Annotated in this window: 14 protein-coding genes; 8 read left to right on the forward strand and 6 right to left on the reverse strand. The window is 65.6% G+C overall.

Annotated features, from left to right (window positions below; translation table 11 throughout):
- Positions 1–15: 15 nt before the first annotated feature.
- Positions 16–1,044 (reverse strand): tryptophan--tRNA ligase, encoded by a 1,029-nt coding sequence (gene trpS, locus PTE31013_RS00100; RefSeq protein ID WP_150610818.1) that lies wholly within the window; start codon positions 1,042–1,044, stop codon positions 16–18.
- Between the two features lie 259 nt (positions 1,045–1,303).
- Positions 1,304–4,921, reverse strand: coding sequence for an indolepyruvate ferredoxin oxidoreductase family protein (locus PTE31013_RS00105; RefSeq protein WP_150610819.1), 3,618 nt, complete (start codon positions 4,919–4,921; stop codon positions 1,304–1,306).
- A gap of 224 nt (positions 4,922–5,145) precedes the next feature.
- Between PTE31013_RS00105 and PTE31013_RS00110 the strand changes: the two genes are divergently transcribed.
- The 7 genes from PTE31013_RS00110 (at position 5,146) to PTE31013_RS00140 (ending at position 13,326) form a co-directional block, all read left to right on the forward strand.
- Positions 5,146–5,607, forward strand: a complete 462-nt coding sequence (locus tag PTE31013_RS00110; RefSeq protein WP_130027606.1) for an Lrp/AsnC family transcriptional regulator — start codon at positions 5,146–5,148, stop codon at positions 5,605–5,607.
- Between the two features lie 133 nt (positions 5,608–5,740).
- Entirely contained in the window at positions 5,741–6,115 is a 375-nt protein-coding gene (locus tag PTE31013_RS00115) for an ImmA/IrrE family metallo-endopeptidase (RefSeq protein ID WP_150610820.1), read from the forward strand.
- A 482-nt stretch (positions 6,116–6,597) separates the two neighbouring features.
- The gene (locus PTE31013_RS00120) at positions 6,598–9,012 is read left to right on the forward strand and encodes a TonB-dependent hemoglobin/transferrin/lactoferrin family receptor (RefSeq protein ID WP_246173836.1); all 2,415 of its coding nucleotides are present in this window, start codon (positions 6,598–6,600) and stop codon (positions 9,010–9,012) included.
- A gap of 109 nt (positions 9,013–9,121) precedes the next feature.
- On the forward strand, positions 9,122–10,258 hold the full coding sequence (locus PTE31013_RS00125; protein ID WP_150610821.1) for a hemin-degrading factor: 1,137 nt from the start codon (positions 9,122–9,124) through the stop codon (positions 10,256–10,258).
- Positions 10,255–11,184 (forward strand): heme/hemin ABC transporter substrate-binding protein, encoded by a 930-nt coding sequence (locus tag PTE31013_RS00130; RefSeq protein ID WP_150610822.1) that lies wholly within the window; start codon positions 10,255–10,257, stop codon positions 11,182–11,184. The genes PTE31013_RS00125 and PTE31013_RS00130 overlap by 4 nt, the downstream gene beginning before the upstream one ends.
- 98 nt (positions 11,185–11,282) lie before the next feature.
- Complete coding sequence (locus tag PTE31013_RS00135; RefSeq protein WP_246173838.1) at positions 11,283–12,428, forward strand: FecCD family ABC transporter permease; 1,146 nt, start codon at positions 11,283–11,285, stop codon at positions 12,426–12,428.
- 37 nt (positions 12,429–12,465) lie between these two features.
- Entirely contained in the window at positions 12,466–13,326 is an 861-nt protein-coding gene (locus tag PTE31013_RS00140; protein WP_150610824.1) for a heme ABC transporter ATP-binding protein, read from the forward strand.
- 36 nt (positions 13,327–13,362) lie between these two features.
- Here the strand turns inward: PTE31013_RS00140 and PTE31013_RS00145 are convergent, their stop codons facing one another.
- The 4 genes from PTE31013_RS00145 to PTE31013_RS00160 form a co-directional block, all read right to left on the reverse strand.
- A complete protein-coding gene (locus PTE31013_RS00145) occupies positions 13,363–14,334 on the reverse strand; it encodes a delta(1)-pyrroline-2-carboxylate reductase family protein (protein ID WP_150610825.1) in 972 nt (323 codons plus the stop codon).
- 160 nt (positions 14,335–14,494) lie between these two features.
- Positions 14,495–16,771, reverse strand: coding sequence for a penicillin-binding protein 1C (gene pbpC / locus PTE31013_RS00150; protein WP_150610826.1), 2,277 nt, complete (start codon positions 16,769–16,771; stop codon positions 14,495–14,497).
- Positions 16,755–17,480, reverse strand: coding sequence for a lysoplasmalogenase (locus PTE31013_RS00155; RefSeq protein ID WP_150610827.1), 726 nt, complete (start codon positions 17,478–17,480; stop codon positions 16,755–16,757). Before PTE31013_RS00155 ends, pbpC begins: the two co-directional genes overlap by 17 nt.
- 21 nt (positions 17,481–17,501) lie before the next feature.
- Positions 17,502–23,525 (reverse strand): alpha-2-macroglobulin family protein, encoded by a 6,024-nt coding sequence (locus PTE31013_RS00160; protein ID WP_150610828.1) that lies wholly within the window; start codon positions 23,523–23,525, stop codon positions 17,502–17,504.
- 196 nt (positions 23,526–23,721) lie between these two features.
- On the opposite strand from PTE31013_RS00160, the gene PTE31013_RS00165 reads away from it, so the two are divergent.
- The gene (locus tag PTE31013_RS00165) at positions 23,722–24,237 is read left to right on the forward strand and encodes an FUSC family protein (protein ID WP_150610829.1); all 516 of its coding nucleotides are present in this window, start codon (positions 23,722–23,724) and stop codon (positions 24,235–24,237) included.
- Positions 24,238–24,369: the final 132 nt, after the last annotated feature.

A 24,369-nucleotide genomic window follows, 5' to 3' on the forward strand; every position in this document is an offset into this window, starting at 1 on the left:
ATCGCCCGAGCGACGTTACTTCTTCCACCCGGGCGTAACAAAGACAGAGCGCACGTCCTCGAGCGTTTGCGAGACCGTCTCGCGCGCACGCTCCGTACCGGCGCGCAGCATGTCCCACACATACTCCGGGTTCTTCGCGAATGCCTCGCGACGCTCACGCATCGGACGCAGCATCTCCTGCAACCGCTCCTCCAGACGCGCCTTCACCTTCGAGTCGGCCAGACCGCCGCGCACGTAGTGATCCTTGAGCGCCTGCAAGCCTTCCTTGTCTTCGTCGAAGGCGTCGAGGTAGGCGAATGCCACGTTGCCTTCCAGATGCCCCGGATCCTCCACCTTCAGATGCAGCGGGTCCGTGTAGCACTTCTTGACGGCAGCGCGGATCTCGTCCGGCGTTGACGAAATGTTGATCACGTTACCCAGCGACTTGCTCATCTTGGCCTTGCCGTCGATGCCCGGCAGACGCCCGATCGGCGGCACCAGCGCCTTCGCTTCGACCAGGATCTCGCGATCGGCCAGACGATTCAGGCGGCGCACGATTTCGTTGGTCTGCTCGATCATCGGCAACTGGTCTTCGCCGACCGGCACGAGCGTTGCCCGGAATGCCGTGATGTCGGCCGCCTGGCTCACCGGATACGTGAGGAAGCCGGCCGGGATATCGCGCTCGAAGTTGCGCAGGCCGATCTCCTGCTTGACGGTGGGATTGCGCTCCAGGCGCGCCACGGTCACGAGGTTCAGGTAATAGAACGTGAGTTCGGTCAGTTCGGGCAACCAGGTCTGCACGCAGATCGTGGTCACGTCGGGGTCGATACCGACGGCGAGATAGTCGAGCGCCACTTCCGAGACGTTGCGATGCACTTTGCCGCGATCGTCGGTGTTATCGGTCAACGCCTGGGCGTCGGCGACCAGAACGAATTGCGTGTACTCATGCTGATACGCCACGCGGTTCTTCAGACTGCCGACATAGTGGCCCAGATGCAGCGGCCCCGTCGGGCGGTCACCCGTGAGGATCACCTTGCGATCCGCAGGCGCCTTCGAAACACTCATTTTCCTCTCCGTAATCAATCACTTATGGCGAGCCCCGATGCCCCGCGCGCGGTGGACGGCTTCCCGTCGCAACGCCGCCGTCGGCATCCGGTTCACCCTATTGCGTCAGCCGTAACCCCGAATGGTAGCGCGTCGGCGCAGCGGCGGCACAGAAACGGCCCCGTCGCAAGGCGCAACGACATTTGGCGTGCCCAGAAAAAACGAGGGCCGAAGCCCCCGTTTGGGTACGTCAACGCCGGTGCAAACCGGTGGGTTTCGCTCAGCGCGCCGTCACCACCGGAATGCCCTTGAGCGACTTGCCGCTGCTGCGTGCGTGCGCCAGCGCCTGCTCGACGGCATCGCCCGTAGCGGGTGTCACGTTCAGCCGCGCCGCAATCGTGGCCTCGACGCGCTTGGCCATCGCCAGGTTCGCCAGCTTCACATGACCGTAGCCGCGAATCTTCGCCGGCGCTTCGGCCAGCGCGATCACATCGGCCAACGTGTCGGCCGACAGGCCTGCCAACGCGCGTTCCAGCGTCGCGCGATAGTCTGCGATCAACTGACGCTCCATGCGGCGCTCCAGCGTGTAACCGAAGACGTCGAGCGCACCGCCGCGCAAGCCACGCAGCTTCGCCATGCCGCGCAGCACCGGCCACAGCCACGGCCCAATGGTCACCTTCTTCGGCACCGCACCGTCCTTGCCGCGCGCGACCAGCGGCGGCGCCATATGGAACTCGACACGGAAGTCGCGCCCCGGCTTGCCCTCGAAGGTCTCGCCCAACGCGTCGGCGAAATCGGTTTGCGCATACAGTCGCGCCACTTCGTACTCGTCCTTGTAGGCCATCAGGCGCGAGAGCTGCTGCGCTACGGCACGTGACAAGCGGCCAGGCGCGCCCGCCACTCGCGTTTCCGCATCGGCCACCTGCTTCACGAAACCTGCGAACTGCGCCGCATACGCCGCGCTCTGGTACTGCGTCAGCAACGCCACGCGATGCGCGACGAGGGCATCGAACGTCATGTCGTCAGCGACCGGCGCATGTACCGGCGTCGGCGTGGCCTTGGCCGCCGTCTGCGTCAGCGCTGTCGGGTCCCCGGCCGCCAGCCGCCCGATTGCCAGCGCAAGCTGGTTCATCGGCACCGCCACGTTGTTCAATTCGATCGCCCGTTGCAGCGCGTGCAGCGACACCGGCACCAGCCCCAGTTGCCACGCGAAGCCGAGCATGATGATGTTCGCGCCCATCGTGTCGCCGAGGAAACGCTGCGCGAGCGCCTGGGCGTCGCAGGCATCGAGCTTGTCGTTGCCTGCCGCGTGACGCATCTTCTCGAGCAGCGCGTCGGCGTGAAGATTCGCGTCAGGGTTCTGCACGAACGTCGCGTTCGGAATCGCATGTGTGTTGACCACCACGCGCGTACGGTCGCGCCGCACGGTTTGCAACGCATCGGCACTCGCCCCCACGACCATGTCGCAGGCGAGCAGCACGTCGGCCTGCTGCGTGTCGATACGCACCTGGTTGAGCGCCTGCGGCGTGTTGGCGAAGCGCACGAAAGACAGCACGGCGCCGCCCTTCTGCGCGAAGCCCATGAAGTCGAGCACCGACGCGCTCTTGCCTTCGAGGTGCGCCGCCATCGTGATGAGCGCACCGATCGTCACCACGCCGGTGCCGCCCACGCCCGTGACCATGATGTCGAACGGCGCATCGCCCGCGAGCGTAGTCGGCTGCGACAACGCGTTCAGACGTCCTTCGAAGGCCGCCTGGTCGAAGGCGGCGGCAAGCGCCTTCTTCAACTGCGCGCCCTTGACCGACACGAAGCTCGGGCAGAAGCCGTTCACGCAGGAGAAATCCTTGTTGCACGACGATTGGTCGATGCGACGCTTGCGTCCCAGCGCCGTCTCCACCGGCTCGACCGACAGGCAGTTCGATGCCACGCCGCAATCGCCGCAGCCCTCGCATACGGCTTCGTTGATGAACAGACGTCGATCCGGATTCGGGAATTCGTTTTTCTTCCGACGACGACGCTTCTCGGCCGCGCACGTCTGGTCGTAAATGAGCACGGTCGTGCCGGCGATCTCGCGCAACTCGCGCTGCACGGCGTCGAGTTCGCTGCGGTGATGGAACGTCGTGCCCTTCGGGAACTGGCCTTCGTGACCGATGTACTTCTCCGGTTCATCGCTCACCACGACGAGTTTCGCAATGCCCTCGGCTTCGACCTGGCGCGCGATCTGCGGCACCGAAATCGACCCATCGACCGGCTGGCCGCCCGTCATCGCCACGGCATCGTTGTAGAGAATCTTGTAGGTGATGTTCGCCTTCGAGGCCACGGCCTGGCGAATCGCGAGCAGGCCGGAGTGGAAGTACGTGCCGTCGCCCAGGTTCTGGAAGACGTGCGGACGTTTGGTGAAGTGCGAGTGCGCGGCCCAGTCCACACCCTCGCCGCCCATCTGGATCAACCCCGTGGTGTCGCGATCCATCCACGACGCCATGAAGTGACACCCGATACCGGCCTGCGCGATGGAGCCTTCGGGCACCTTCGTCGACGTGTTGTGCGGACAACCCGAGCAGAAATACGGCACGCGGCGCACACCGTCGGCCGCATTCGACAGGATGTCGTGCGCCACGAGATCAACCACACGTTCGCGACGATCCAGCGCCGGGCGATGCTTCGCGAGCCACTCGGCGAACACCGGCAACACGCGCGACGGACGCAACTCGCCCAACGCGGAGAGCAGCGCGCGGCCGTCGGCATCGGACTTGCCGAGCACGGTCGGGCGCGTGCCCGTCGTGCGGTTGTAGAGGTATTGCTTGATCTGCTGCTCGACGACCGGCCCCTTCTCCTCGATCACGAGGATTTCCTTCAGACCGGCGACGAATGTGTCCAGGCGCGACATATCGAGCGGGAACGACAGGCCCACCTTGTAGATGCGCACACCGGCCGCCGCGAGATCGTCGATGGTCAGGTCCAGGCGCCGCAGCGTCTCCATCAGGTCGAGATGCGCCTTGCCGCACGTCACGATACCGATGTCGGCCGCCGGGGCCGGGGCAATCCACTTGTCGATGCTGTTCACGCGCGAAAAGGCGCGCACCGCGTCGAGCTTGTCGGCCAGGCGCGCTTCGAGCGCCAGGCTCGGCAGATCGGGCCAGCGGTTGTGCAGGCCGCCTGCGGGCGCGACGTAGTCGGGCGGCTCGACCCAGTCCGTGCGGATCTTGTCGAGGTCGACGGTGCCGCGCGACTCGACCGTCTCGGAGATGGCCTTCAAACCCGCCCAGGCGCCCGAGAAACGCGACAGCGCGTAGCCATAGAGACCGAATTCGACGAGCTCGCCGATGTCGGCCGGATTGAGCACCGGCATGCTCCACGACATCATCGTAAAGTCGCTCTGATGCGGCATCGACGACGACACGCAACCGTGGTCGTCTCCCGCCACCACGAGCACGCCGCCATGGCGCGACGCGCCGTAAGCGTTGCCGTGCTTGAGCGCATCGCCCGCGCGGTCCACGCCCGGGCCCTTGCCGTACCACATGCCGAACACGCCTTCGACGGTGCGCTCGGGGTCAGCCTCCACGCGCTGCGTGCCCATGACGGCGGTGCCGCCCAACTCTTCGTTGATCGCGGGCAGGAACTTGACGTTGGCCGCATCGAGCAGCTTCGTCGCCTTCCACAACTGCTGGTCCACGCCGCCGAGCGGCGAACCGCGATACCCGCTGATGAAGCCGGCGGTGTTCAGGCCGCGCGCAGCGTCGAGTTGATGCTGCATCAACAGGATGCGCACGAGCGCCTGCGTGCCGGTCAGGAAAATCTGACCGCGACTCGCCGTGAGCGCGTCGGAGAGCTGGTAGTCGGGATGGGCCAGGGGATTGGCCGTCGGCGTCGCGGGGGCGGCGCGCATGGGGGCATTCATGGTGTCTCTCCTGATCCCCGCGGCCTGCACCAGATCCATCTGAGAGCGGCATCGACCGTGCTTCGGGGGCATTTGTTCTGTTCGTCTCGACGTCGTGATCGCATCGTGCGGCAACGCGTCGGTATGCAAGCAGTGTATGGGGAGGCAGGAGAAAGATTTTTACTATTTCACTCCTTTTGGCGCACAATAAGAAACGTTCATTTCGCAAAAGGCGATTTTTTGAAATGGAATTACTCGATAATTTTGCCCGTCAGATCCTGCGTCTGTTGCAGATCGACTCGCGCCGCTCGGCGCAGGAGCTGTCCGATAACGTGGGCCTGTCGGCAACGCCGTGCTGGCGGCGGATCAAGGACATGGAGCAAAGCGGCGTGATCCAGCGCTATACGGTGCTGCTCGACCGGGAGAAGCTCGGCCTGCATGTATGCGCGCTGGCCCACGTGCAACTCACCCGCCACACGGAGGGCGGCACGGAGCAATTCGAGCGCGAGATCCGTACCTGCCCCGAGGTGACGGAGTGCTACAGCACCACGGGCGAGGCCGACTACATCCTCAAGATCGTGGCGCCGGACATCAAGGCCTACGACGCGTTCCTGCACGAACACATCTTCCGTCTGCCCGCCGTGGCCAACGTGAAGACGAGCGTCGTGCTGCGTGAGATCAAGTTCGATACGAGCCTGCCGATTTGACCAGCTAAGACACCGATGCAAATCGGAACATTCCCTGTTGCAAGACGTCTGGATTTCTAAGAGCCTATAGCAACCACTCAGTACGAGAGTGCCCATAACGGCCCCCCAAGTTTTTCACTTTTGGAGGGGCTATATGTCGAGCGAAAACACCGCCGCAGTTTCCGAGGCTACGGACGAAACCTTGTGCGCTGAAACGGCAAAATCCGGTGATGAATTGCCGGGGAACGCGCTTGTCTTTCACGAAGCAGATGGCGTCTCCATCATCGCAAATGGCAATCTTCCGTGGGCGTTGAACCGCTTCGTAAAGCTTCACGAATTGGGACATCTCGCAACGAATACGTTGCGAGCGTCGCCCACGCAAACGCCTTCTAACAAGACTAGCGAACGGCAAGCAAATCTGTGGGCACTGAACCAACTTCGCCGATGGCTTAAACCAGCCGCGCTCGACGGCTACGTTCGCTCGACCGCTGCTTGTTCAATCCCAAGGCGTTCGCGGTTCTCCGGATGAACGACAGCGGCTTCGATATTGTTCGTGCGTTGCGAGGCAAAGACTTCTCACATGCGGAGTTCATGGCGACGTACTGCGTATTCGGCCGGTGCAGCATTGATGCAGAGCGATTTCTCAAAAAATGTCTGACGCATCAACTCTTCGTTCCCGTGAAGCTGACGGACAGCGCAACGTAAGACGGAAATCTGTCCTCGCCTTCCCATTTGTTGACATCGCGCGACATCCACACTTGACGCGCCACCATTTCCACGACGACAATGATAATGATTCTTATTTATCATCATCGTCCCAAGGCCGATTATTCGCGGTCAGGCGGGACGAAATCTTTCGCCAGCCGCGCCTGCCGGCGTGTTCCCGAGCGTTGCTAACGATACGCCGGACACGACCATTGCCACGAGCGCTTGCCAGCCAGCAACGGGGTTTTCTTGCTCTGGGAGCCAGCAGTGAAGCAGTCGTCAAGCGGCGGGGGCCGCGCTTTTGTCATGTCCACGCGCCGGGAATACGGCGCCAACGGGTCCATCCACGCCATTCGTGGCGACAGCATTCGCGCCGAACACTCGCAACGCCAACAGGCGTGCGAGCCGCGTCGGCGTCTGCACCCGCTTGCCGGCGCGGTGATTGCCGCGTTCTGGTTGCCTGCCGCTGTCGCGCAGCAGGCCCCGCCCGAGGGTTCAAGTCCACCGGCCAAGCCGGCCCAGACGATTCACCTCGCGCAGCGATCGCCCAACGCACCGTTGCAGCTCGCCGAAGCCAATCTGCGCGAGGTGAACGTCACGGCGACGCGTACCCCCACCGAAGCGGAACGCACACCGGCGTCCATTTCCGTCATCACCGATCAGGATCTCGAAGAGCAGCAGGCGCAGGACATCAAGGAAGCGCTGCGCTACGAGCCCGGTGTCACGGTGCGCCGCGCGCCGTATCGTCCCGCCTCGGCCGCCGCCGGCGGCGGTCGCGACGGCAATTCGAGCATCAACATCCGCGGCCTCGAAGGCAACCGCGTGGCGCTCTTCGAAGACGGCATCCGCATGCCGTCCGCCTACGCGTTCGGCCCGCTCGAAGCCGGGCGCGGCGATTACATGAGCATGGATGTGCTGCGCCGCATCGAAATCCTGCGCGGCCCCGCCTCGTCGCTCTATGGCAGCGACGGACTCACCGGCGTCGTCAACTTCCTCACCAAGGACCCACAAGACCTGCTCGATGTGTTCGGCAAGTCGACCTACTTCTCGCTGCGTCCCTACTACAACTCGATAGACCGTAGCTTCGGCACGACGGCGCAGGCCGCCTGGGGTGGCGAGCAGTGGCAAGGCATGGTGATCGTCGATGGCAACAAGGGCCACGAACTCGACAGCAAGGGAACCAACAACTCGGCCAGCACCTCGCGCACGACGGCCAACCCACAGGACAGTCACGGCGACTCCGTACTCGGCAAACTGGTCTTCAAGGCCACGCCCCGCTCGACGTTCAAGCTCACGGGCGAGACCGTGCGCCGTCGCGTGGACTCGAACGTCCTGTCGGCCGTCAATCCGCCAACGACGCTGGGCCTGAACACGAGCGACCGTCTCGAACGCCACCGCGTCAGCCTCGATTACGACTTCAACGACGCCTCGCAAGCCTACGTCCAGAACGCGCACGCGTTGCTGTATTTCCAGGACGCGAAGAACAATCAGTACGCGTACGAGCAGCGCACGGCAGGCGACCGCACACGTGACAACACGTACAAGGAGCGTACTGTCGGCGGGTCGCTGCAAGCGCAAAGCCACTTTGCGACCGGCCCGCTCGCCCACAAGCTCGTGTACGGCACCGATGCGAGCCTCGCCTACATCACCAGCTATCGCGACGGCACCGTGCCGGGCATGGGCGAGTCGTTCCCCAACAAGGCGTTCCCGGACACCGACTACACGCTCTTCGGCGCGTTTGTCCAGGACGAGATCCGCTATGGCGCACTCACCGTCACGCCCGGCATTCGCTACGACGCCTACTGGCTATCGCCGAAGCAGAACGATCCGCTGTACGTGTCGCAGACGGCGTCCGGCACACGTGTTCAACCGACTTCGTCGAACGATGGCGCCTTCTCGCCGCGCCTGGCGATCATGTACGAGATCGCACCGTCGCTGATTCCGTACGTGCAGTACGCACGTGGCTTTCGCACGCCAACGCCCGACCAGGTCAACAACGGCTTCTCGAATCCGATCTACGGCTACATGTCGATCGCAAACCCGAACCTCAAGCCCGAGACCAGCGACACCGTCGAGCTGGGGTTGCGCGGTCGTCTCGCCACCACGCTCGGCCCGGTCACCTACAGCACTGCGATCTTCGCGGGCAACTACCGCAACTTCATCTCGCAGCAAAACATCAGTGGCTCGGGCCGCCCGAGCGATCCGCTCATCTACCAGTACGTGAACTACAACCGCGCCCGCATCCAGGGCTGGGAAGGCCGTGCCACGTGGGCGCTCCATGGCGGCGTGACACTGCGCACCGCCATGGCCTACACGCACGGCACCACGCAAGACAACGGCGGCGCCAGCCAGCCGCTGAACACCGTGAATCCGTTCTCAATGGTGCTCGGCGTGCGCTACGAGCCGAACACGACGTGGTTCGCACAAGCCGACTTGCGCTTCCAGGCCGCGAAGTCGGAAAGCCAGATCGCCAAGACCTGCACCTCGGGCACGCGACAAAACCAGAACTGTTGGGCGCCACCGTCGGCGCTCGCGCTCGACCTGTCGGGCGGCTATCGCATCAACAAGTTCGCGACGGTCTATGCGGGCGTCTACAACGTGTTCGACCGCCAGTACTGGAACTGGTCGGACGTGCGCAGCCTCGCCGATAACTCGACGATCAAGGACGCCTATTCGGCCCCGGGCCGCAGCGTGGCCATGAGCCTGAAGCTGCAGTACTGATCGACCACATCGAACGTCAAGGTCGTGCTGGCGCGACACGCCCCGGATTCTCCTATCTCCGCCAGCGCATGCCAGCCAACGCAAGCCACCCTGCCACAAAGGAATCGTCATGATGAATACGCAAAACACCCCTTCCGCCAGCGCCGCCGCCCGCCCGGCATTCCCCGCGTTCGCCGACGTCTCCCGTCTGCGCAGCGAATTTCATCGCGTGAAGACCGAGCGGAACCTGCGCGATCGCGATGCCGCCGCCGCCCTGGGCGTCTCCGAAGGCGAGACGGTCGCCGCTTTCGTCGGCGAGCACGTCGTGCGGTTGCGTCCCGAGTTCATCGAGATCGTCGAGGCATTGCCCGCGCTGGGGCGCGTCATGGCGCTCACACGCAACAATGCTGCCGTTCACGAAAAGGATGGACAGTACGAAAAGCTCTCCCACACCGGCACAATCGGCCTCGGACTCGGTAAAGACCTCGACCTGCGCCTCTTCTATCACCAATGGGCGTACGGATATGCCGTCGAAACGCCAGCAGATAGCGGCGCGCGCCGCTCGTTGCAGTTCTTCGACAAAACCGGCACCGCGGTGCACAAGATGTTCCTGCGCGATCACAGCGATATGGCCGCGTACGACGCCATCGTCGCCCGCTTTCGCGCGAGCGACCAGACGCCGGGTCAGCACGTCGTCGCGGCCGACGCGCCGAAGGCCGAGACGCCCGACGCCGACATCGACGCAGGCGCGTTCCAGCGCGACTGGCTCGCCATGACCGACACGCATCAGTTCTTCGAGCTGCTCAAGCGTCACCGTGTGTCGCGCGCGCAAGCGTTGCGCCTCGCCCCCGAAGGCCACGCGCAACGCGTGTGCGCGGCATCGGTGCGCACATTGCTCGACGATGCCGCCGCCGCCGCCCTGCCGATCATGGTCTTCGTCGGCAACGCGGGCATGATCCAGATCCATACAGGCCCGGTGAAGGCCATTCGCGTGATGGGTCCCTGGGTCAACGTGCTCGATCCGGGCTTCAACCTGCATCTGCGCGAAGACCTCGTCCACTCGGCGTGGATCGTGCGCAAACCGACGGCGGACGGCATCGTCTCGTCGCTGGAGCTGCTCGATGCCTCGGGAATGGTCATCGCCATGTTCTTTGGCGAGCGCAAGCCGGGGCAGGCCGAGCGCGACGACTGGCGCGAGACGCTCACACGGGTGAGGCATGCGGCGCGCGCGGGGGACGCGCAAGACGTCATGGAGGCATCGGCGTGAACCGGCCAATCGACGCACGCGGCGCGGCGCGGCGCGCACTGCTGATCACCAGCACGGCGTTGGCCGCCGGCGCGTGGCTGGGCACGCGAGTCGCCGTGGCACAGCCCAACGTGACGACGCCTGCCGCGCCGGGGAAGAACGGGCCGAAGCGCGTCGTGGTGGCGGGCGGCGCACTCACCGAAATCGTCTACGCGCTCGGCGCGCAGGATCGCATGATCGCCAACGACCTGACGAGCCTGTATCCGGAAGCGGCCACGCGACTGCCAAAGATCGGATACCTGCGCACCCTGTCGGCGGAAGGCGTGCTCTCGCTGCGTCCGGACCTGCTGCTCGCAGGCGCGGAGGCGGGCCCGCCCAATGTGCTGTCGCAGATCGCGGCGGCGGGCGTGCCGGTCGAGCGCTTCGTGCACGGCTATTCCGCCGAGCGAGTGCTCGACAACATTCGCGCCGTCGCCACCGCCCTGCGCGTGCCCCACGACGGCACGCGTGTGGCGAGCCGCTTTACCGCGGACTGGCTGCGCGCTCGCGACGAGATCGAACAACGGTATGGCATCGCGCGCCGCCCGCGCGTGCTGTTCATCCTCGGTCACACGGGCAACCAGGTGATGGTGGCGGGACACGACACGGCGGCCCACGCCATGCTCGCCTACGCCGGAGCGCAGAACGCGCTGCGCGGGTTCACCGGCTACCGGCCGCTCACGGCGGAAGCGGCGGTCGCGGCCCAGCCCGACGTGCTGCTCACGACAACGACCGGGCCAACGCCCACCGATCCCGCCGCAACGCTACTCGCCCAACCCGGGCTCGCGAACACGCCCGCCGGACGCGCCAAACGCGTGGTGAGTTTCGACGCCTTGTACCTGCTCGGCTTCGGTCCGCGTCTGCCGCAGGCGGTTGCCGATCTGGCACGACGCGTGCATGCCGCTTGATTACGCTGCGGCGCAATGTGCGACGTTGCTTGATGTTGTGTGAGATGTCGCACGCGCCGGTGCCATCCCGAAATCCGCCAATCGCCAGCCAACAAACCATGTCAGTCGCTCCTCCGATACCGAAGTCGTCCCCGTCACACCGTGCCGACGCAGGGCGCACCGCGACCGTTCCCGCCGTGTTGGGTCACGCCAGCGCGGTGCGTCGCCGTCCGCCACGATGGATTGTCATGACGGCGCTGGGCGCCCTGCTCGCCGTGGCAGTTCTCGCTGCGCTGTGCGGCGGGGCCTATCGCATTGCGCCCGGGGAAGCGATTGCCGTGCTGTTTCGGGGCGCCACGGGCGACCTCGCGCAGGATCAAGCCCGCAACGTCATGTTGCAGATCCGCCTGCCGCGCATCGTGCTCGGTATTCTCGTTGGCGTGGGCTTCGGTGCCGCCGGCGCCGCGCTGCAGGCCCTCTTCCGCAATCCGCTCGCCGACCCCGGTCTGATTGGCGTGGCCAGCGGCGCGGCGTTGGGCGCGGCAGGGGTGATCGTCCTCGGCGGCGTCCTGCTTCCGGCGGCGCTCGCGGCGTCGCTTGGCCTGTGGCTGCTACCGGTGGCGGCGTTCGTCGGGGCGCTTGGCGTCACCACGCTTGTCTACCGTCTGGCCGCAGGGCGCGGCCGCCTCGCCTTGCCCTTGCTACTGCTCGCGGGAATTGCGATCAATGCCGTCTCGGGGGCAGCCATCGGTTTGCTCACCTACCTCGCCGACGATACGCAACTGCGCACGCTCACCTTCTGGACGCTCGGCAGTCTCGGCGGCGCGCAATGGCCAATGCTCGGCGTGATCGTATGGCCCGTCGCGCTCGGGATCGTCGCGCTCGTCACGCAGTGCCGCTCGCTTAATGCCTTGTTGCTGGGCGAAGCGGAGGCATTGCATCTCGGGGTCGCCGTGCAGTCGGTCAAGCGTCGCGTGATGGTGGCGTGCGCGCTGTGCGTCGGTGCGCTGGTCGCGTCGAGCGGCATGATCGGCTTCATCGGCCTGATCGCGCCGCATATCGTGCGTCTGGTCGTCGGACCCGACCCGCGCGCCGTGCTCCCGGCGGCGGCGCTCTTCGGTGCGATCCTGGCGTTGCTCGCCGATCTGGTCGCCCGCACCTGGGTGGCACCGGCCGAGCTGCCGCTGGGCATTCTCACGGCACTGCTCGGCGCCCCGTTCTTCCTCATGCTGCTGTGGCGCCGCCGAGGACAGTTCGGGCTATGACACTGATCGATCCGGTCTGACGAAACAGGACATTGCTATGCTCAGTGCACACGACCTTACGATTACCCATACCGATTCGCCCGTGCTCGACGGCCTGTCGCTCGACGTGCGTCCCGGCGAACTGCTCGTGCTGCTCGGCCGCAACGGCGCGGGCAAGAGCACGTTGCTCAAGGCGATGGCCGGCGAGCCGCTGCCCTCGCGCACGCGCATGCGCGGCGACATCACGCTGAACGGCGCACCGCTCGGGCAATATGCCCCGGCGGCGCTGGCCCGCCTGCGTGCCGTGCTGCCGCAAACGGCGCAATTGGCGTTCCCGTTCAGCGCACTCGATATCGTGACGATGGGGCGGCTGCCCTTCCCGAGATCGCGCCGACGGGACGCCTTCGGCAAGACCGTCGAGAGCGATACGGAAATCGCGACGCGCGCGCTGGAACGGGCGGGGGCGCTGCCGTTGCTGCATCGTGACGTGATGACCCTGTCGGGCGGAGAATGGGCGCGGGTGCAGTTTGCGCGAGTGCTTGCGCAACTATGGCCTGACGACGATGGCTTGGCACCGTCGGTGCCGCGCTATCTGCTCCTGGACGAACCGACAGCGGCGCTCGACCTGGCGCATCAGCATCACCTGCTCTCGCTCACGCGCGAGCTTGCCGCGACGTGGGGCTTCGGTGCGATGGCCATCGTGCACGACGTCAACCTCGCGGCGCGTCACGCGGACCGCATGGCGTTGCTCGCCAACGGACGCATTCTCGCAACGGGGACGCCCAGCGAAGTGATGCGTGCCGACCTCATCGAGGCAACGCTCGGCCTACCCGTGCATGTGATGACGCCCGAGACATGGCCCGGTTACCCAGGGCTCGCGAACGCTTGTGCAGGCCTGCCTTTCGCCCTGCCCGCTTGAACACGACACGCGGTTCACACATCGGCACCCGTCCGATCAAGCGGCGGGCACGCCGTCCTTCGCCAGATTGGCACGTGCGCACAATACGGCGGCGAGATCCCATAGGGCATAGCCCACGCTCTTGAAAATCACCGGCCCGCTCGAACGGAAGCGATCGGGGGTGATGATGGCGTCGAGCAACGGCGCCGCACGTCCCCAGTCGATGGCCGCATGCAGCAGATCGCCGGCTTCGTGCTTGACCTCCCAGGTATCGACGATGAGCGTGCCGCGCACAGCGGCGTCGCGACACAATTGCGGCGGCAACTCGCGCATATCCGGACGGAACGCCCCGACCCCCGCGACGAAGATGTCGTCGCGCCAGCGCAGCACATCGCTGTCGGGCAGCACAGGGTCGCTGCTGGTCGTCGCCGTGATCACGATGCTCACGGTCCTCAGCACCGGCTCGACCGCGTCGACCACGGTCGCTTCCACACCGAGCGTTGCGGCGTGCTCTGCGAGCGCGTGGGCGCGCTCCGCGCTGCGCGAAAAGATCATGAAGTGACGCGTCCCCATCCCGGCGGCAAACGCCTCCAGGTGCGCCCTCGCCTGCACCCCGGCCCCAACGATCAACACCGGCCCCTTGGGGCGCGGCGCAAACTTGCGGGCAGCGAACAGCGTCACGGCGGCCGTGCGACGACCGGTGATGGTCGGCCCATCGAGCAACATCAATCGCTCCCCGGTGTGCGGATCGAACACCATCACCTCACCGATGATGGACGGTTTGCCCACGCGGCAATTCTCGGGATGCACCGTGATGTGCTTGGTCATCGCGACATCGCGATTCGCGGCAGGCATCACCAGCAGCACACCACCGCGGCGGCCGCGCTCCGGTTCACTCAGCGCGAAATGCAGGCGTTCTGGCGCGCGCGCGGTGCCCGAGCGCATCTCCATGAGCATGGCCTCGATGCCGTCGGCCAACTGAGGGTACGGCAACAACTGTGCGGTTTGACGCGCGTCCAGCGTGATCATCGATATGTCTCCGCTCCGGGGCGTGCGTCATTGGCGGGTAGCGTCGTACTCGTCGCCGTCATATTGCGTCACGCATTGGCAGGTCTCGTTTCAGTGTAGCTTGCATCGCGTGAACGCGTCTGCCGCATCAAAAATTATTCACGACACAGCGCACATGCGCTCAGCGACTCGCATTGCGCATGCGCTTACCGTCGTCGAGCGTCGCACCGCGTACCTCGAAGTGCACGCGGTCACGTACCGCTCCGGCAGCGTCGACGAGTTCGAGCGTGTGACGCCCGGGCCACGGCAACCACCCCACGCGCGCACGGCCCGCGAGCGGTTTGCCGTCGAGCCGCCACGCCGCGCCCTTGGGCCACGCGGCGGCCACCTGGAACCACAGGCGCTGGTTCGCGGGCGGAATATCCGGATCCAACGCAACGATGGTGCTGTCGGGCGGCCCGGCAATTCGCCAGAGCGGCCCGCCTGGCGCTTTGGTGGCGAGCGCTGACAGCGTCATCGTGCGCTGTGATGTTCCGGGAAGAAACCACTCGTCGCGCGCCGCTTCGATGTGCGCCGAGTACTGCACCGCAACATGCTCGAGGCCGGGCGGCGGCGCGGGCGGCAGGCTCGCCGTGCGTCGATGCAGATAGTCCATGACGCGGTGCCAGATCGGCGCCGCCCCCGATACCCCGGACACATCCCACATCGGCGCACCGTCGGCGTTGCCCACCCAGACACCGACCGTATAGTGCCGCGAATATCCGACGGCCCAGTTGTCGCGCATGTCCTTGCTGGTGCCGGTCTTCACGGCGGTCCAGTAGCGTGTCGAGAGCGGACTGTCGAGCCCGAACGTGCGAGTGCGCGCCTGTCGATCGGCGATCATGTCCGATACGATGAAACTGACCTGCGGCGAAAAGACGGCCGTTTGCGTCATGTCACGTCCACGCGCTTTGGTCGCGTCACCACCGCGCGTGCGTGCCATGTCCGGCATGCGCTCGTTCACACCGCTGGCGGTGCCGCCGTTAGCGAGTGCGCGATAGGCGTTCGCGAGCGTGAGCAGCGTCACATCGGCGCTGCCGAGCGCGAGGCTGTAACCGTAGTAGTCGCCGCTTTGCGTGAGCGGCAAGCCGAGTGAGACGAGCGTCTGGGCGAACCGGCGCGGCGTGACCATCACGAGCGTGCGCACGGCCGGCACGTTCAGCGACGAGGCCAGCGCCGTGCGCGCACTGATCCACCCCTTGAAGTGACGATCGTAGTTTTGTGGAATGTACAGGCCCCCGCCCGTGGGCAGATCGATGGGCGAATCGTCGAGGAGCGATGCTGCCGTCATGCGATGCTCCGCAATCGCCTGGGCATACAGGAACGGCTTGAGTGTCGAACCGGCCTGCCGAAGCGACGTGACGCCATCGACCTGCGCCGCCGCCGACAATGGTCCCGAGGAACCGACCCATGCAAGGATGTCGCCGCTCGCGTTGTCGATGACGACAATGGCCCCGTCCTGCACGTTGCGCGAACGTCCTGGCGTGCCCAGTTCGCGCAGCGTCTGCCGCAGGGTGGTCACGGCCATGCGCTGGAGCTTCGCGTCGAGCGTGCTGACAATGCGTGTGCCCGCGGGCGGACGACTCGCGCTGAACACGCGACGCGCGAAATGCGGCGCCAGGCCCACGGCATCGCGCGTCGTCATCACGCTTGCCGGCCGCGAGAACACGAGCAGCGCGTAACCGTCGAGGCCGTTGCAGTTGGACGCCTGCCCCATGTCGCGCAAGATGCCGCACGCCCGCTGCGCCACACGTGCGGCAGGTGCATTCGGCGCACGCAGCAGCGCAACGGCCAGCGCCGACTCGCGGGCGTCGAGTCCGCTGGGGAATTTTCCGAACAGCGTTTGCGAGACGGCCGAGATGCCGATGAGTTCGCCGCGAAACGGCACGAGGTTCAGATACGCCTCGAGAATCTGATCCTTGCGCCAGCGCTGTTCCAGCCACAGCGCCGTTGCCGCCTGACCGATCTTCTGCGATATGGATCGATTGCGGGCGCTCGGGCGCAGATCGTCGTCGAGGAGCCCCGCCAATTGCATCGTCAGCGTGGAGGCGCCGCGCGTGCGCGTGTGCCAGAGATTGCCCCACGCGGCGGCGGCCACGCCGCGCCAGTCGACGCCACTGTGCTCGTAGAAGCGCTTGTCCTCGGAGGCAATCAACGCCTGACGAAAGGCGGGCGAGACATCGGCAAGCGTCACCCAATCGCCGCGTTGCGCCTGCATGTCGGCCCGCAGGCGCTGCAAGGGTTCGCCGTGACGATCCAGCAAGATCCAGTCCGACGCGCGCCAGTCCCGATGCACTTCGTCAAACGACGGGACGGCGTGCGCGGGCACCGCGGCCAGCAGCCATCCAAGCGTCAGCGCGACGCGCAGCACGACCCGACGGCCAACGACCCAACCGCGATTTTCAGTCACGGCGCGCATACGTCCCACCCGTTTGTGACCGATCTGGCGAACGCACGGCCATGATGCCGGCCGTGAGCAGCAGTTGCGCGAGCGCATAGAGAATCCAGATGGCATATTCCTGCGCCACGATGGGGCCGACGAAGCGCGTGGTACCGATAAGCGCATCCGAGACCGTGAAGAGCAGCGCGCCGACGGCCGCCCATTCGCCCGGCAGGTCAGCCAGCAGCGCCGCCGATGCCATCATCGCCAGTACGATCACGTAACACGCCACTGCGGCCTTGAGTTCGCCCATTCCGGGCCAGTAGATCGCGTAAGCCAACGCCGCCGCCGCCCACACCAGCACGATCGCGACGCGATGCCAGCCGGGCACCTGCCCCCACCGGCGGCGCAAGCGCCAGAACAGCATGAAATATGCGAGATGGGCCAGCAGGAACGCGCCCAGCCCGAGGACGAAGCCTTGCGCCAAGGTCGGCGACGCGAGCAGAACATCGCCCGCGCCCGAAAAGATCAAGGCCGCACACAACCCCATACGCTCGCGCGGCACCCGGTGATACAACGCCGCGAACAGCAACAACGCACACAGCATCACCTTGGCAATGCCCTGGTCCGCATAGGGTGCGCCGCGCAACGCCAGCGCATAGGCGGCGCCGGCAAGCGCAGCCAGCCACCAGAAGCGGCGTGCCTCGCGTGGCAGTGCCGCCGCCGGGGCAAGTAAGTTCGACGTCATGACAGTGGGCCCCCTTCGTCGTTACTTCGCCGGCACCACTTGCACCGGCGGGTTGGGCGTCTCGCCGTACATGGCCGGTTCGTACATCGCTTCGACGCGCGTTGGCGGGGTCGCGAACTTGCCGACATTGTTCAGGCGCACTGTGTACTCGATCCGGTGCTGCCCCTTTGGCAGGTAATCGAAGTACGCACGGTAGGCGTCCTGCGCGCGTTCCTCGAAGGCCGGCATGGCGCCTTCGCGCTTCTCGCCCTGCGTGGCAATGATCGAATCACGTCCAAGCCCACCGCCCAGCACCGTGGCCCCGCCCGGCAGCGGATCGTTCACCACGACCCAGCGCATGTCGGCCTGCGCGTCGATATCGAGACGCACACGCAACACCGCACCGCGCACGAAGGCCTCGCCCGAGCGATCCGCCGCATCCTGCACCTGAACGCTGCGCGTCACGCGATAGCCGGCGGAGAACGGCGCCTTGAGCGGCACGGCGGCCAGGCTCTGAATTGTTGCCCACGGCTTGCCGGCTCCCGACTCATCCAGACGCAACACATCGCGCGCCCGGTCCTTCCCGGCCGCGGCGTTGCTCAACCACGGCAGTGCGACAACCGGCGGTACGGTGCCCGCCTTGAGCTTGTCCCAGTCGACGGTTTGCACACTACCGCTCGTTTGATTGTCTCGCTGCCACTGGATGGCCGTTTGCCCCGTTGGCGTGTCGCGCTCGAATCGCGCCGAGAATCGATCCACGGCCAGGCCCCCCCAGACGTTCGCCGTGGTCGTCGACCACGCGCCACGCGATTGCAGCCCCAGCAGGCCGATCACGAGACGCGGCATCTCGTCCTTCCACGCCGGGTTGGCATTCATCAGCAACGCCAGCCGCGCCGCGTTGGTCTCGGGGCCGACCATCAGCCACCAGAGCCCGTCGCTCGCCTGCGTCGAGAACCCCACACGCGTGCCCTGATACGACAGACGCGCACGCAGGATCTGCTCGGCTTGTGCCATGCGCTCGGCACGTTGTGGCGCGTCGGGCAACCGCTGCAGGACCGCGTACCAGTCGATGACCGCCGACGTCGGCCAATCGTTCGGCGCGCCGGTGAGCGAACTCAGCATCCGTGCGTTTGCTCGGCCGTACCGGGACAACGCTTCGATGGCGCTCAGCTTGCGCAACGTCAGGTCGTCACGCGGCGCCCAGAAGCGGCGCGTAAGACGGCCTTCCACGAACGCCGTCAGGCCGTCCTCCATACGCGCCAGCGCGTCGTCCGGCAGAACATAGCCGGCGTCGAGGGTCTTCGCTTCGCTGCTCACAGCCAGCAGATAGGCGGTGAGCGTATCGCTGCCCTGATTGGCAAAGCCCTCTTGCGGTGGGAAGTAGCTCGCCAGCCCGTCGTCATCGAGATACGACGGCAGCGTGCCCATCACCCGCTTCCACTGCGCAACGTCGCGCATACCGAGCGCCTTCGATGCCAGTTGCTCGAGACAGCCATACGGATAGACCTCGAACCAGCGCTTCACCCCCGGCAGTCCCTGAGACAGACGCGGTTGCAGGCTGATGCGAACCCCGCCGCGCAACTTGCCGGTGCTGTCCGTCACGGCGCCAGCTGGGGGTGACATGGGCAGCGTCAGGCTGCCTTCGACCTGCGTGAGCACCGACTGCTGGACGCTCGCAGGCAACGACGGCCGGATGTCCTGCCCGACCTTGATCGCGTCGCTCGCGGCGGGCGCCGCGCTCGTTGCCGGCACCTGTGCCGTGACCTCCCACAACACGCGTTGCGCACGCGTGTCCGCCAGTCCGGCAGGCGCCGTCACGTCCCACGCCACTTCACGCGATTCGCCGGCCGGTACGTCAACCCGTTGCGGTGCCAGCGTCAGTTGCGTGGCTCGCGCGGTCAACTGCACCTGCATGGCATGTTGCGTCGTGTTGCGCACGGTGAACTGAGCGCGATAGGTGTCGCCCTCGCGCACCAGCGGCGGCAATCCCGAGATCAGTTGCAGATCCTGCGTGGTGCGTATGGTCGCGGCCCCGGTGCCGAACCAGCCAAGCGCCTGCGCACCGGGCCGGCCGTCATCGGCCACCGCCACGATGCGGAAGCTGGACAGGGCGTCGTTGAGCGGCACGTCCACGCTCGCCTCGCCTTTGTCGTCGAGCACGACGCGCGGTTGCCAGAGCAGCAACGTGTCGAACAGCTCGCGCGTCGGGCTCTTGCCACCGCCGCCGCCGGCCGGCACCGCCTTGCGACCATAGTGCCGGCGTCCGATGATCTCCATCTGTGCGGTGGCCGTCGTCACGCTGTAGCTGCGACGCTGCCACATGGCATCCAGCAGATTCCAACTGGTGTTCGGCGCCAGTTCGAGCAACGCCTCGTCGACAGCCGCAACGGCAACCTCGGTGCCTGCCGCGACCGGCTTGCCGTCCGGCTGCGTGACCTTGATGCGCACCTTGGCATGACCGCGCACCGGGTACGTCGTCGCGTCCGGCTTCAACTCCACGCCCAGACGCTGTGCCGCCGTGCCTACCCGCAACTCGGCCAACCCGAAGCGATAGGCCGGTTTGCCCAGATCCACCAGTCCTGTCGGGGCCTGATACTCCCGGCCTTCGTACCAAAAGGCCCGGAACCACTCCAGGGGCTGTTTCCAGCCCCACTGGAAGAACGAGTACCAGGGCACCTCGTGAATTCGACCTCGCACCGCGAGCACCGACACGTAAACGTTGGGCCCCCAGGTGGGATCGACCTTGAGCGAAATGCTCGGATCCTTGCCCGAGATCTCTATCGTGCGCGTCTGCATCACACCCTCGCGCTCGATCGCCACGAGCGCCGTCGCCGAGCGGAACGGCATGCGCACCTGGAGCTTGGCCGTCTCGCCAGGCTCGTAGGCCCGACGCTCCGGTAGCACGTCCATGCGGTCGGTGTTGTCGCCGCCAAACCAGACCTCGCCGCGTCCCGTCACCCACACGCTGGTCGTCGACGTACTCAGATTGCCTTTGTCGTCCTTGGCCTGCGCCACGAGCGTAATTTCGCCCGGCTGAGAGAGCGAGACATCGCACGCGAGCAGCCCATGTTCGTCCGTCTTGCCGCTGCACACGGTACCGAGATCCTTGACCTCGGTGCGGTTGTCATAGGCATAGAACCCACCCACCATGCGCTTGCGGCTACTGGTGGTCATCCGCGCCTCGGCGCGCACGTCCATCGCTACCCCGACCTTCGGCTTGCCCTGCAGATCGAGCGCGAGTGCCTTGACCGGAAGCTTGTGGGTCACCGACACCCAGCTTTCGCTGCGCACGCCGGTAATCAGATTCGCGGGCCACAGCGTTGCATTGCCGCGAAGCGTCTGAATCTCGCCGTTCGGGTCCGCAAAGCTCGCCTCGAGCACCAGATCGCTCGGACGGTCGACCTTGGGCAAGTCCTTGAGCGTCAGATTGCCTGCGCCGTTGCGGTCGAGCACAAGCCGTTGCTTGTCGGCCACCAGCTTCTGGTCGTTCGCGGCCGCACTCTCGTCATTGCCCTGATCCTCGTCATCGCCCGCCGACTGCGCCGACGGCGGGCGGTACGGCGTGAAGCTGAAATCGTCGTACCCATCGAACGTCATATCGCGCACGCGCAACAGCGCCGAAACACGCACCGGCAAGTTGCCCGCCGGACCGCCCGCCACGTAGTTCACCTGCACATTCACCGGGGCTTCGGTCTTGTTGATCAGCGGCGACTTCGCGGCATCGCGCACGCCGATCGATCCGGCCAGCACCGGCAAACGGAAAGCCGCCACGCGGAAGTGCCCTGCGTCCAACGACGATGGATACGACTTCGGACGCGAATCCGTATCCGTATAGTCGAGCGTCACCGCATACTCGCCAAGCTTCGCGCCCTGCGGAATCTGGAACGTGTTTTCGGCCAGCCGTCCGTTGCGCCACTTGATGGGCTGCGTATAGGTTTGCCCGGAACCCTCATGCGTGATCGTCAACTGCGATGGCAGGCTCGCGGGCAACACCAGCCCCTGCATCGATTCCTGACGAATGAAGTGCTTCATCGACACTGTCTCGCCGACGCGGAACAGCACCCGGTCGAACACCGTTTGCGCGCGTACCGTCGGGCTGCTGCCACCGTCGGTCGGCACATGGAAACGCCAAGGCTCGATGCCGCGATCCCACGTCGACGACACGAACGCCATGTCGGGATCGTTCCCCTGCGTGCGAGCGACCACGAAGTACCCCGAGCGCATCGTCTTCTCGCAGTACCGGTATCGCTCGAGCGACTTGTCGATCTTCGCCACGCCGGTCTTGTCGGTCACCGCACTCGCCACTTCGCTGCCGTCGCAATCGAGCACCCTCACTTTCGCATTGGCCACCGGCTGGCCTTTGTCCAGCGTCGTCACCCATGCGACGGCGTTCTCCCGCCCCATCTTGAAATGCACACCGAGATTGGTGACGAGCACCGTCGTGCGCACGTACATCGGCAACGACTTGCCCAGCAGCGCCGCTCCGAGCGACGGCGAGGCCAACTCCACGACATAGAAGCCGGGCTTCTGGAACGGAATGCCGACCACTTCGAACGGGCGCGGATCCTTCTCCTTGGGCACGGGCAGGGTCAACGCCTGGACGCCCGGCCATCCTGACAACAATGACAGGCTGCGCGTGTCATAACGCGTGACCTTGCCCTCGACGATCACCGCCGCATTCGGCCCAAACGCCGCGTTCGCCGCCGGGGCCGTCAGGATCGACGGCATCTCCTGCGCAATCTGCTTGCGCGTCATCGTCGTTTCGTCGAAGCGACGCACGCGCGACATCCAGTTCATGACCTCAGCGTCGTCGTCGACCCGCAGTTGCAGGGTACGTCCACGCTCGCCGGTCCTGGCGGCCTCACCTGCCACCCCCAACCCGTTGATTTGCAGCGCAGGCTCGACCTTGCGCAGCGTGACCGGCAGCATCGGCGGCATGCCGGGCTCGGCAAAACGCTCCACGATGCCGAACGGCGCGGCCGCGAACTTGGCGAGCGGCGGCATCGTCGCCGTCTTCGTCTTCAGCGGGAATTCGCCAGCGTTGTCGAGCGCTCGGCCACTGTCGTCCGTAAATCCTTTCGGCAGCGAAATCGTCAGCTCGGCCCTCTCGGGGAACGGCGCGTCGAACGTGACATCGCTCACACTGGACGTACGGTCCGAATCGCTGAATTTCGGCGACCGTTCGGCCCCCGCACCATGCAGGCGAATCTTGGCGGCCATATCGCGCGCGACCGGCGAGTTGAACGTCAGACGCAGTGGGCGCAGCGGCGTACACGGCGCGTTCGCATTCTCGCGCTCACAACTGAAGCTGGCCGTAAACGGTTCACGTACCTCGTATTCAAAACGTCGCGCCTGCTTCGTGGGCACGCCCGACGGCGTTGTAATACCCGCCCCCCACACCAGGTGCATCTTGGCGCCTGCCGCAAGCGTGCGGTTGCATTGCAGCATGACAACGCGCGCCGCCTGCTTATCGAGTTGGAAACGCTTGAGCAATGCCAAACGTGTGTCGCCTTCGACTCCCTTGACGCCGATGCGCTCGCCCACCCCTTCCGTCTCGCACCAGGCGTGCTGCTGCACACTGGCGGGCTGCGCCGCACCATTGAGCGCAAGGATGAAAATCTGGTTTTCGTCAATGGGACCGTACGACGGACGGATGGACGTGACGGCCGGGCCGCCCGTGTTGAATGCGTAATGCGTGGTCCCCGACAGGGCCGTGCCAGACACCGCGGACAACCCGCTGCGCATCTCGACAGAACATTTCGCGCCCGGCGGCAGCGACGACTTGAAGTCATAGACCCAGATCTTCGGTTCGAGCCAATGCCCCTCGCCGGCAAGCGACGCGTCGGAGCACTTCACAATGGCAGGCGCCTGCGCACGCGGATCGCCCGCAGGAACCATCGCTTCGTCGAACTTGACCACCACCTGGTCTACGCTCGCAACCTCTCCCTGCGGACTGACACTCATGACGCGTGCCGCCTGCACCGGCGACGCGGCCAACCCGCCAAGACACAGCACCGCCCACACCAACGGCGCGGCCGGAAACACGCGTTGCGTTCGGCTAAGCATGCCGGTCTCCTCCCGAGTTCAGTTCAGGCGATTCTAACCCGCGGTGTTTGGCATTTCGAACCGATTCCCTTCGGATGCACGGCAGGAAGCATCATTTAGGATTCGCCGTGCGGCTGAGTCGGAATCATCTGGGTTGGGTTCCGGTGGCCGCCTATGTCACACTGACGCCATTCCGTGTTCAAGACGTTAGCGTCTCATGTCCCTCGCCTTTCTCCATCCAAAGAAGAACGCACTGGTCTATCTGGTGAAGATTCTCAGCGGCTCGCTGATCGTCTGGTTCGGCCTTCGCGCCGCAGGCTTTCCAGAGCCTTACTGGGCGATGATTTCACTCATCATCGTGACCGAACCGGACCCGTTGCAGGCACGCAGCAACTTCAAAGCGCGCACGATCAACACGATGACCGGCGCCGTCGTCGCCTGTATCGTCTTGCTCGTCATCGGACCGGGGCTCGCGGCCATGCTTGTGGGCATCACGCTGACCACCCTGGCCGCGATGGTGGTGCAGAACTATCCGGCCAACTGGCGTCTCGGCCCGGCCACGGTCGTGATCCTGATGTCAGCGGCGTTGAGCGGACAAGGGAAAGGGCTGCACGAAGAACTCAGTCTTGCCGTGCTGCGGGTGATTGAAGTGCTGATCGGCTCCACCGTGGCGCTCATCGAGTCGCTGATCTACGGGCGCTACGTGAAGCCCTGGCTGATGCCCGCCGACTGATGCTCGTGCACGGCATCGACATCGGCTTGTCGTCGTAGCCGTCAATCGGACAGTCGGACGCCTAACGCCATCGCGCAGAAAGTTGCCGCGGAATCCGTCAAATGGAATGCGGCCATGCCACCGGGCGAGGCG

Origin of the sequence: Pandoraea terrigena (assembly GCF_902459705.1) — a bacterium.
Classification (GTDB): domain Bacteria; phylum Pseudomonadota; class Gammaproteobacteria; order Burkholderiales; family Burkholderiaceae; genus Pandoraea; species Pandoraea terrigena.

What these genes read in the sequence shown, in the direction of transcription:
- trpS (WP_150610818.1), bottom strand. Translation starts at nt 1,044, where the DNA reads ATGAGTGTTTCGAAGGCGCCTGCGGATCGCAAGGTGATCCTCACGGGT.
- PTE31013_RS00105 (WP_150610819.1), bottom strand. Translation starts at nt 4,921, where the DNA reads ATGAATGCCCCCATGCGCGCCGCCCCCGCGACGCCGACGGCCAATCCC.
- PTE31013_RS00110 (WP_130027606.1), top strand. Translation starts at nt 5,146, where the DNA reads ATGGAATTACTCGATAATTTTGCCCGTCAGATCCTGCGTCTGTTGCAG.
- PTE31013_RS00115 (WP_150610820.1), top strand. Translation starts at nt 5,741, where the DNA reads ATGTCGAGCGAAAACACCGCCGCAGTTTCCGAGGCTACGGACGAAACC.
- PTE31013_RS00120 (WP_246173836.1), top strand. Translation starts at nt 6,598, where the DNA reads ATGTCCACGCGCCGGGAATACGGCGCCAACGGGTCCATCCACGCCATT.
- PTE31013_RS00125 (WP_150610821.1), top strand. Translation starts at nt 9,122, where the DNA reads ATGATGAATACGCAAAACACCCCTTCCGCCAGCGCCGCCGCCCGCCCG.
- PTE31013_RS00135 (WP_246173838.1), top strand. Translation starts at nt 11,283, where the DNA reads ATGTCAGTCGCTCCTCCGATACCGAAGTCGTCCCCGTCACACCGTGCC.
- PTE31013_RS00140 (WP_150610824.1), top strand. Translation starts at nt 12,466, where the DNA reads ATGCTCAGTGCACACGACCTTACGATTACCCATACCGATTCGCCCGTG.
- PTE31013_RS00145 (WP_150610825.1), bottom strand. Translation starts at nt 14,334, where the DNA reads ATGATCACGCTGGACGCGCGTCAAACCGCACAGTTGTTGCCGTACCCT.
- pbpC (WP_150610826.1), bottom strand. Translation starts at nt 16,771, where the DNA reads ATGCGCGCCGTGACTGAAAATCGCGGTTGGGTCGTTGGCCGTCGGGTC.
- PTE31013_RS00155 (WP_150610827.1), bottom strand. Translation starts at nt 17,480, where the DNA reads ATGACGTCGAACTTACTTGCCCCGGCGGCGGCACTGCCACGCGAGGCA.
- PTE31013_RS00160 (WP_150610828.1), bottom strand. Translation starts at nt 23,525, where the DNA reads ATGCTTAGCCGAACGCAACGCGTGTTTCCGGCCGCGCCGTTGGTGTGG.
- PTE31013_RS00165 (WP_150610829.1), top strand. Translation starts at nt 23,722, where the DNA reads ATGTCCCTCGCCTTTCTCCATCCAAAGAAGAACGCACTGGTCTATCTG.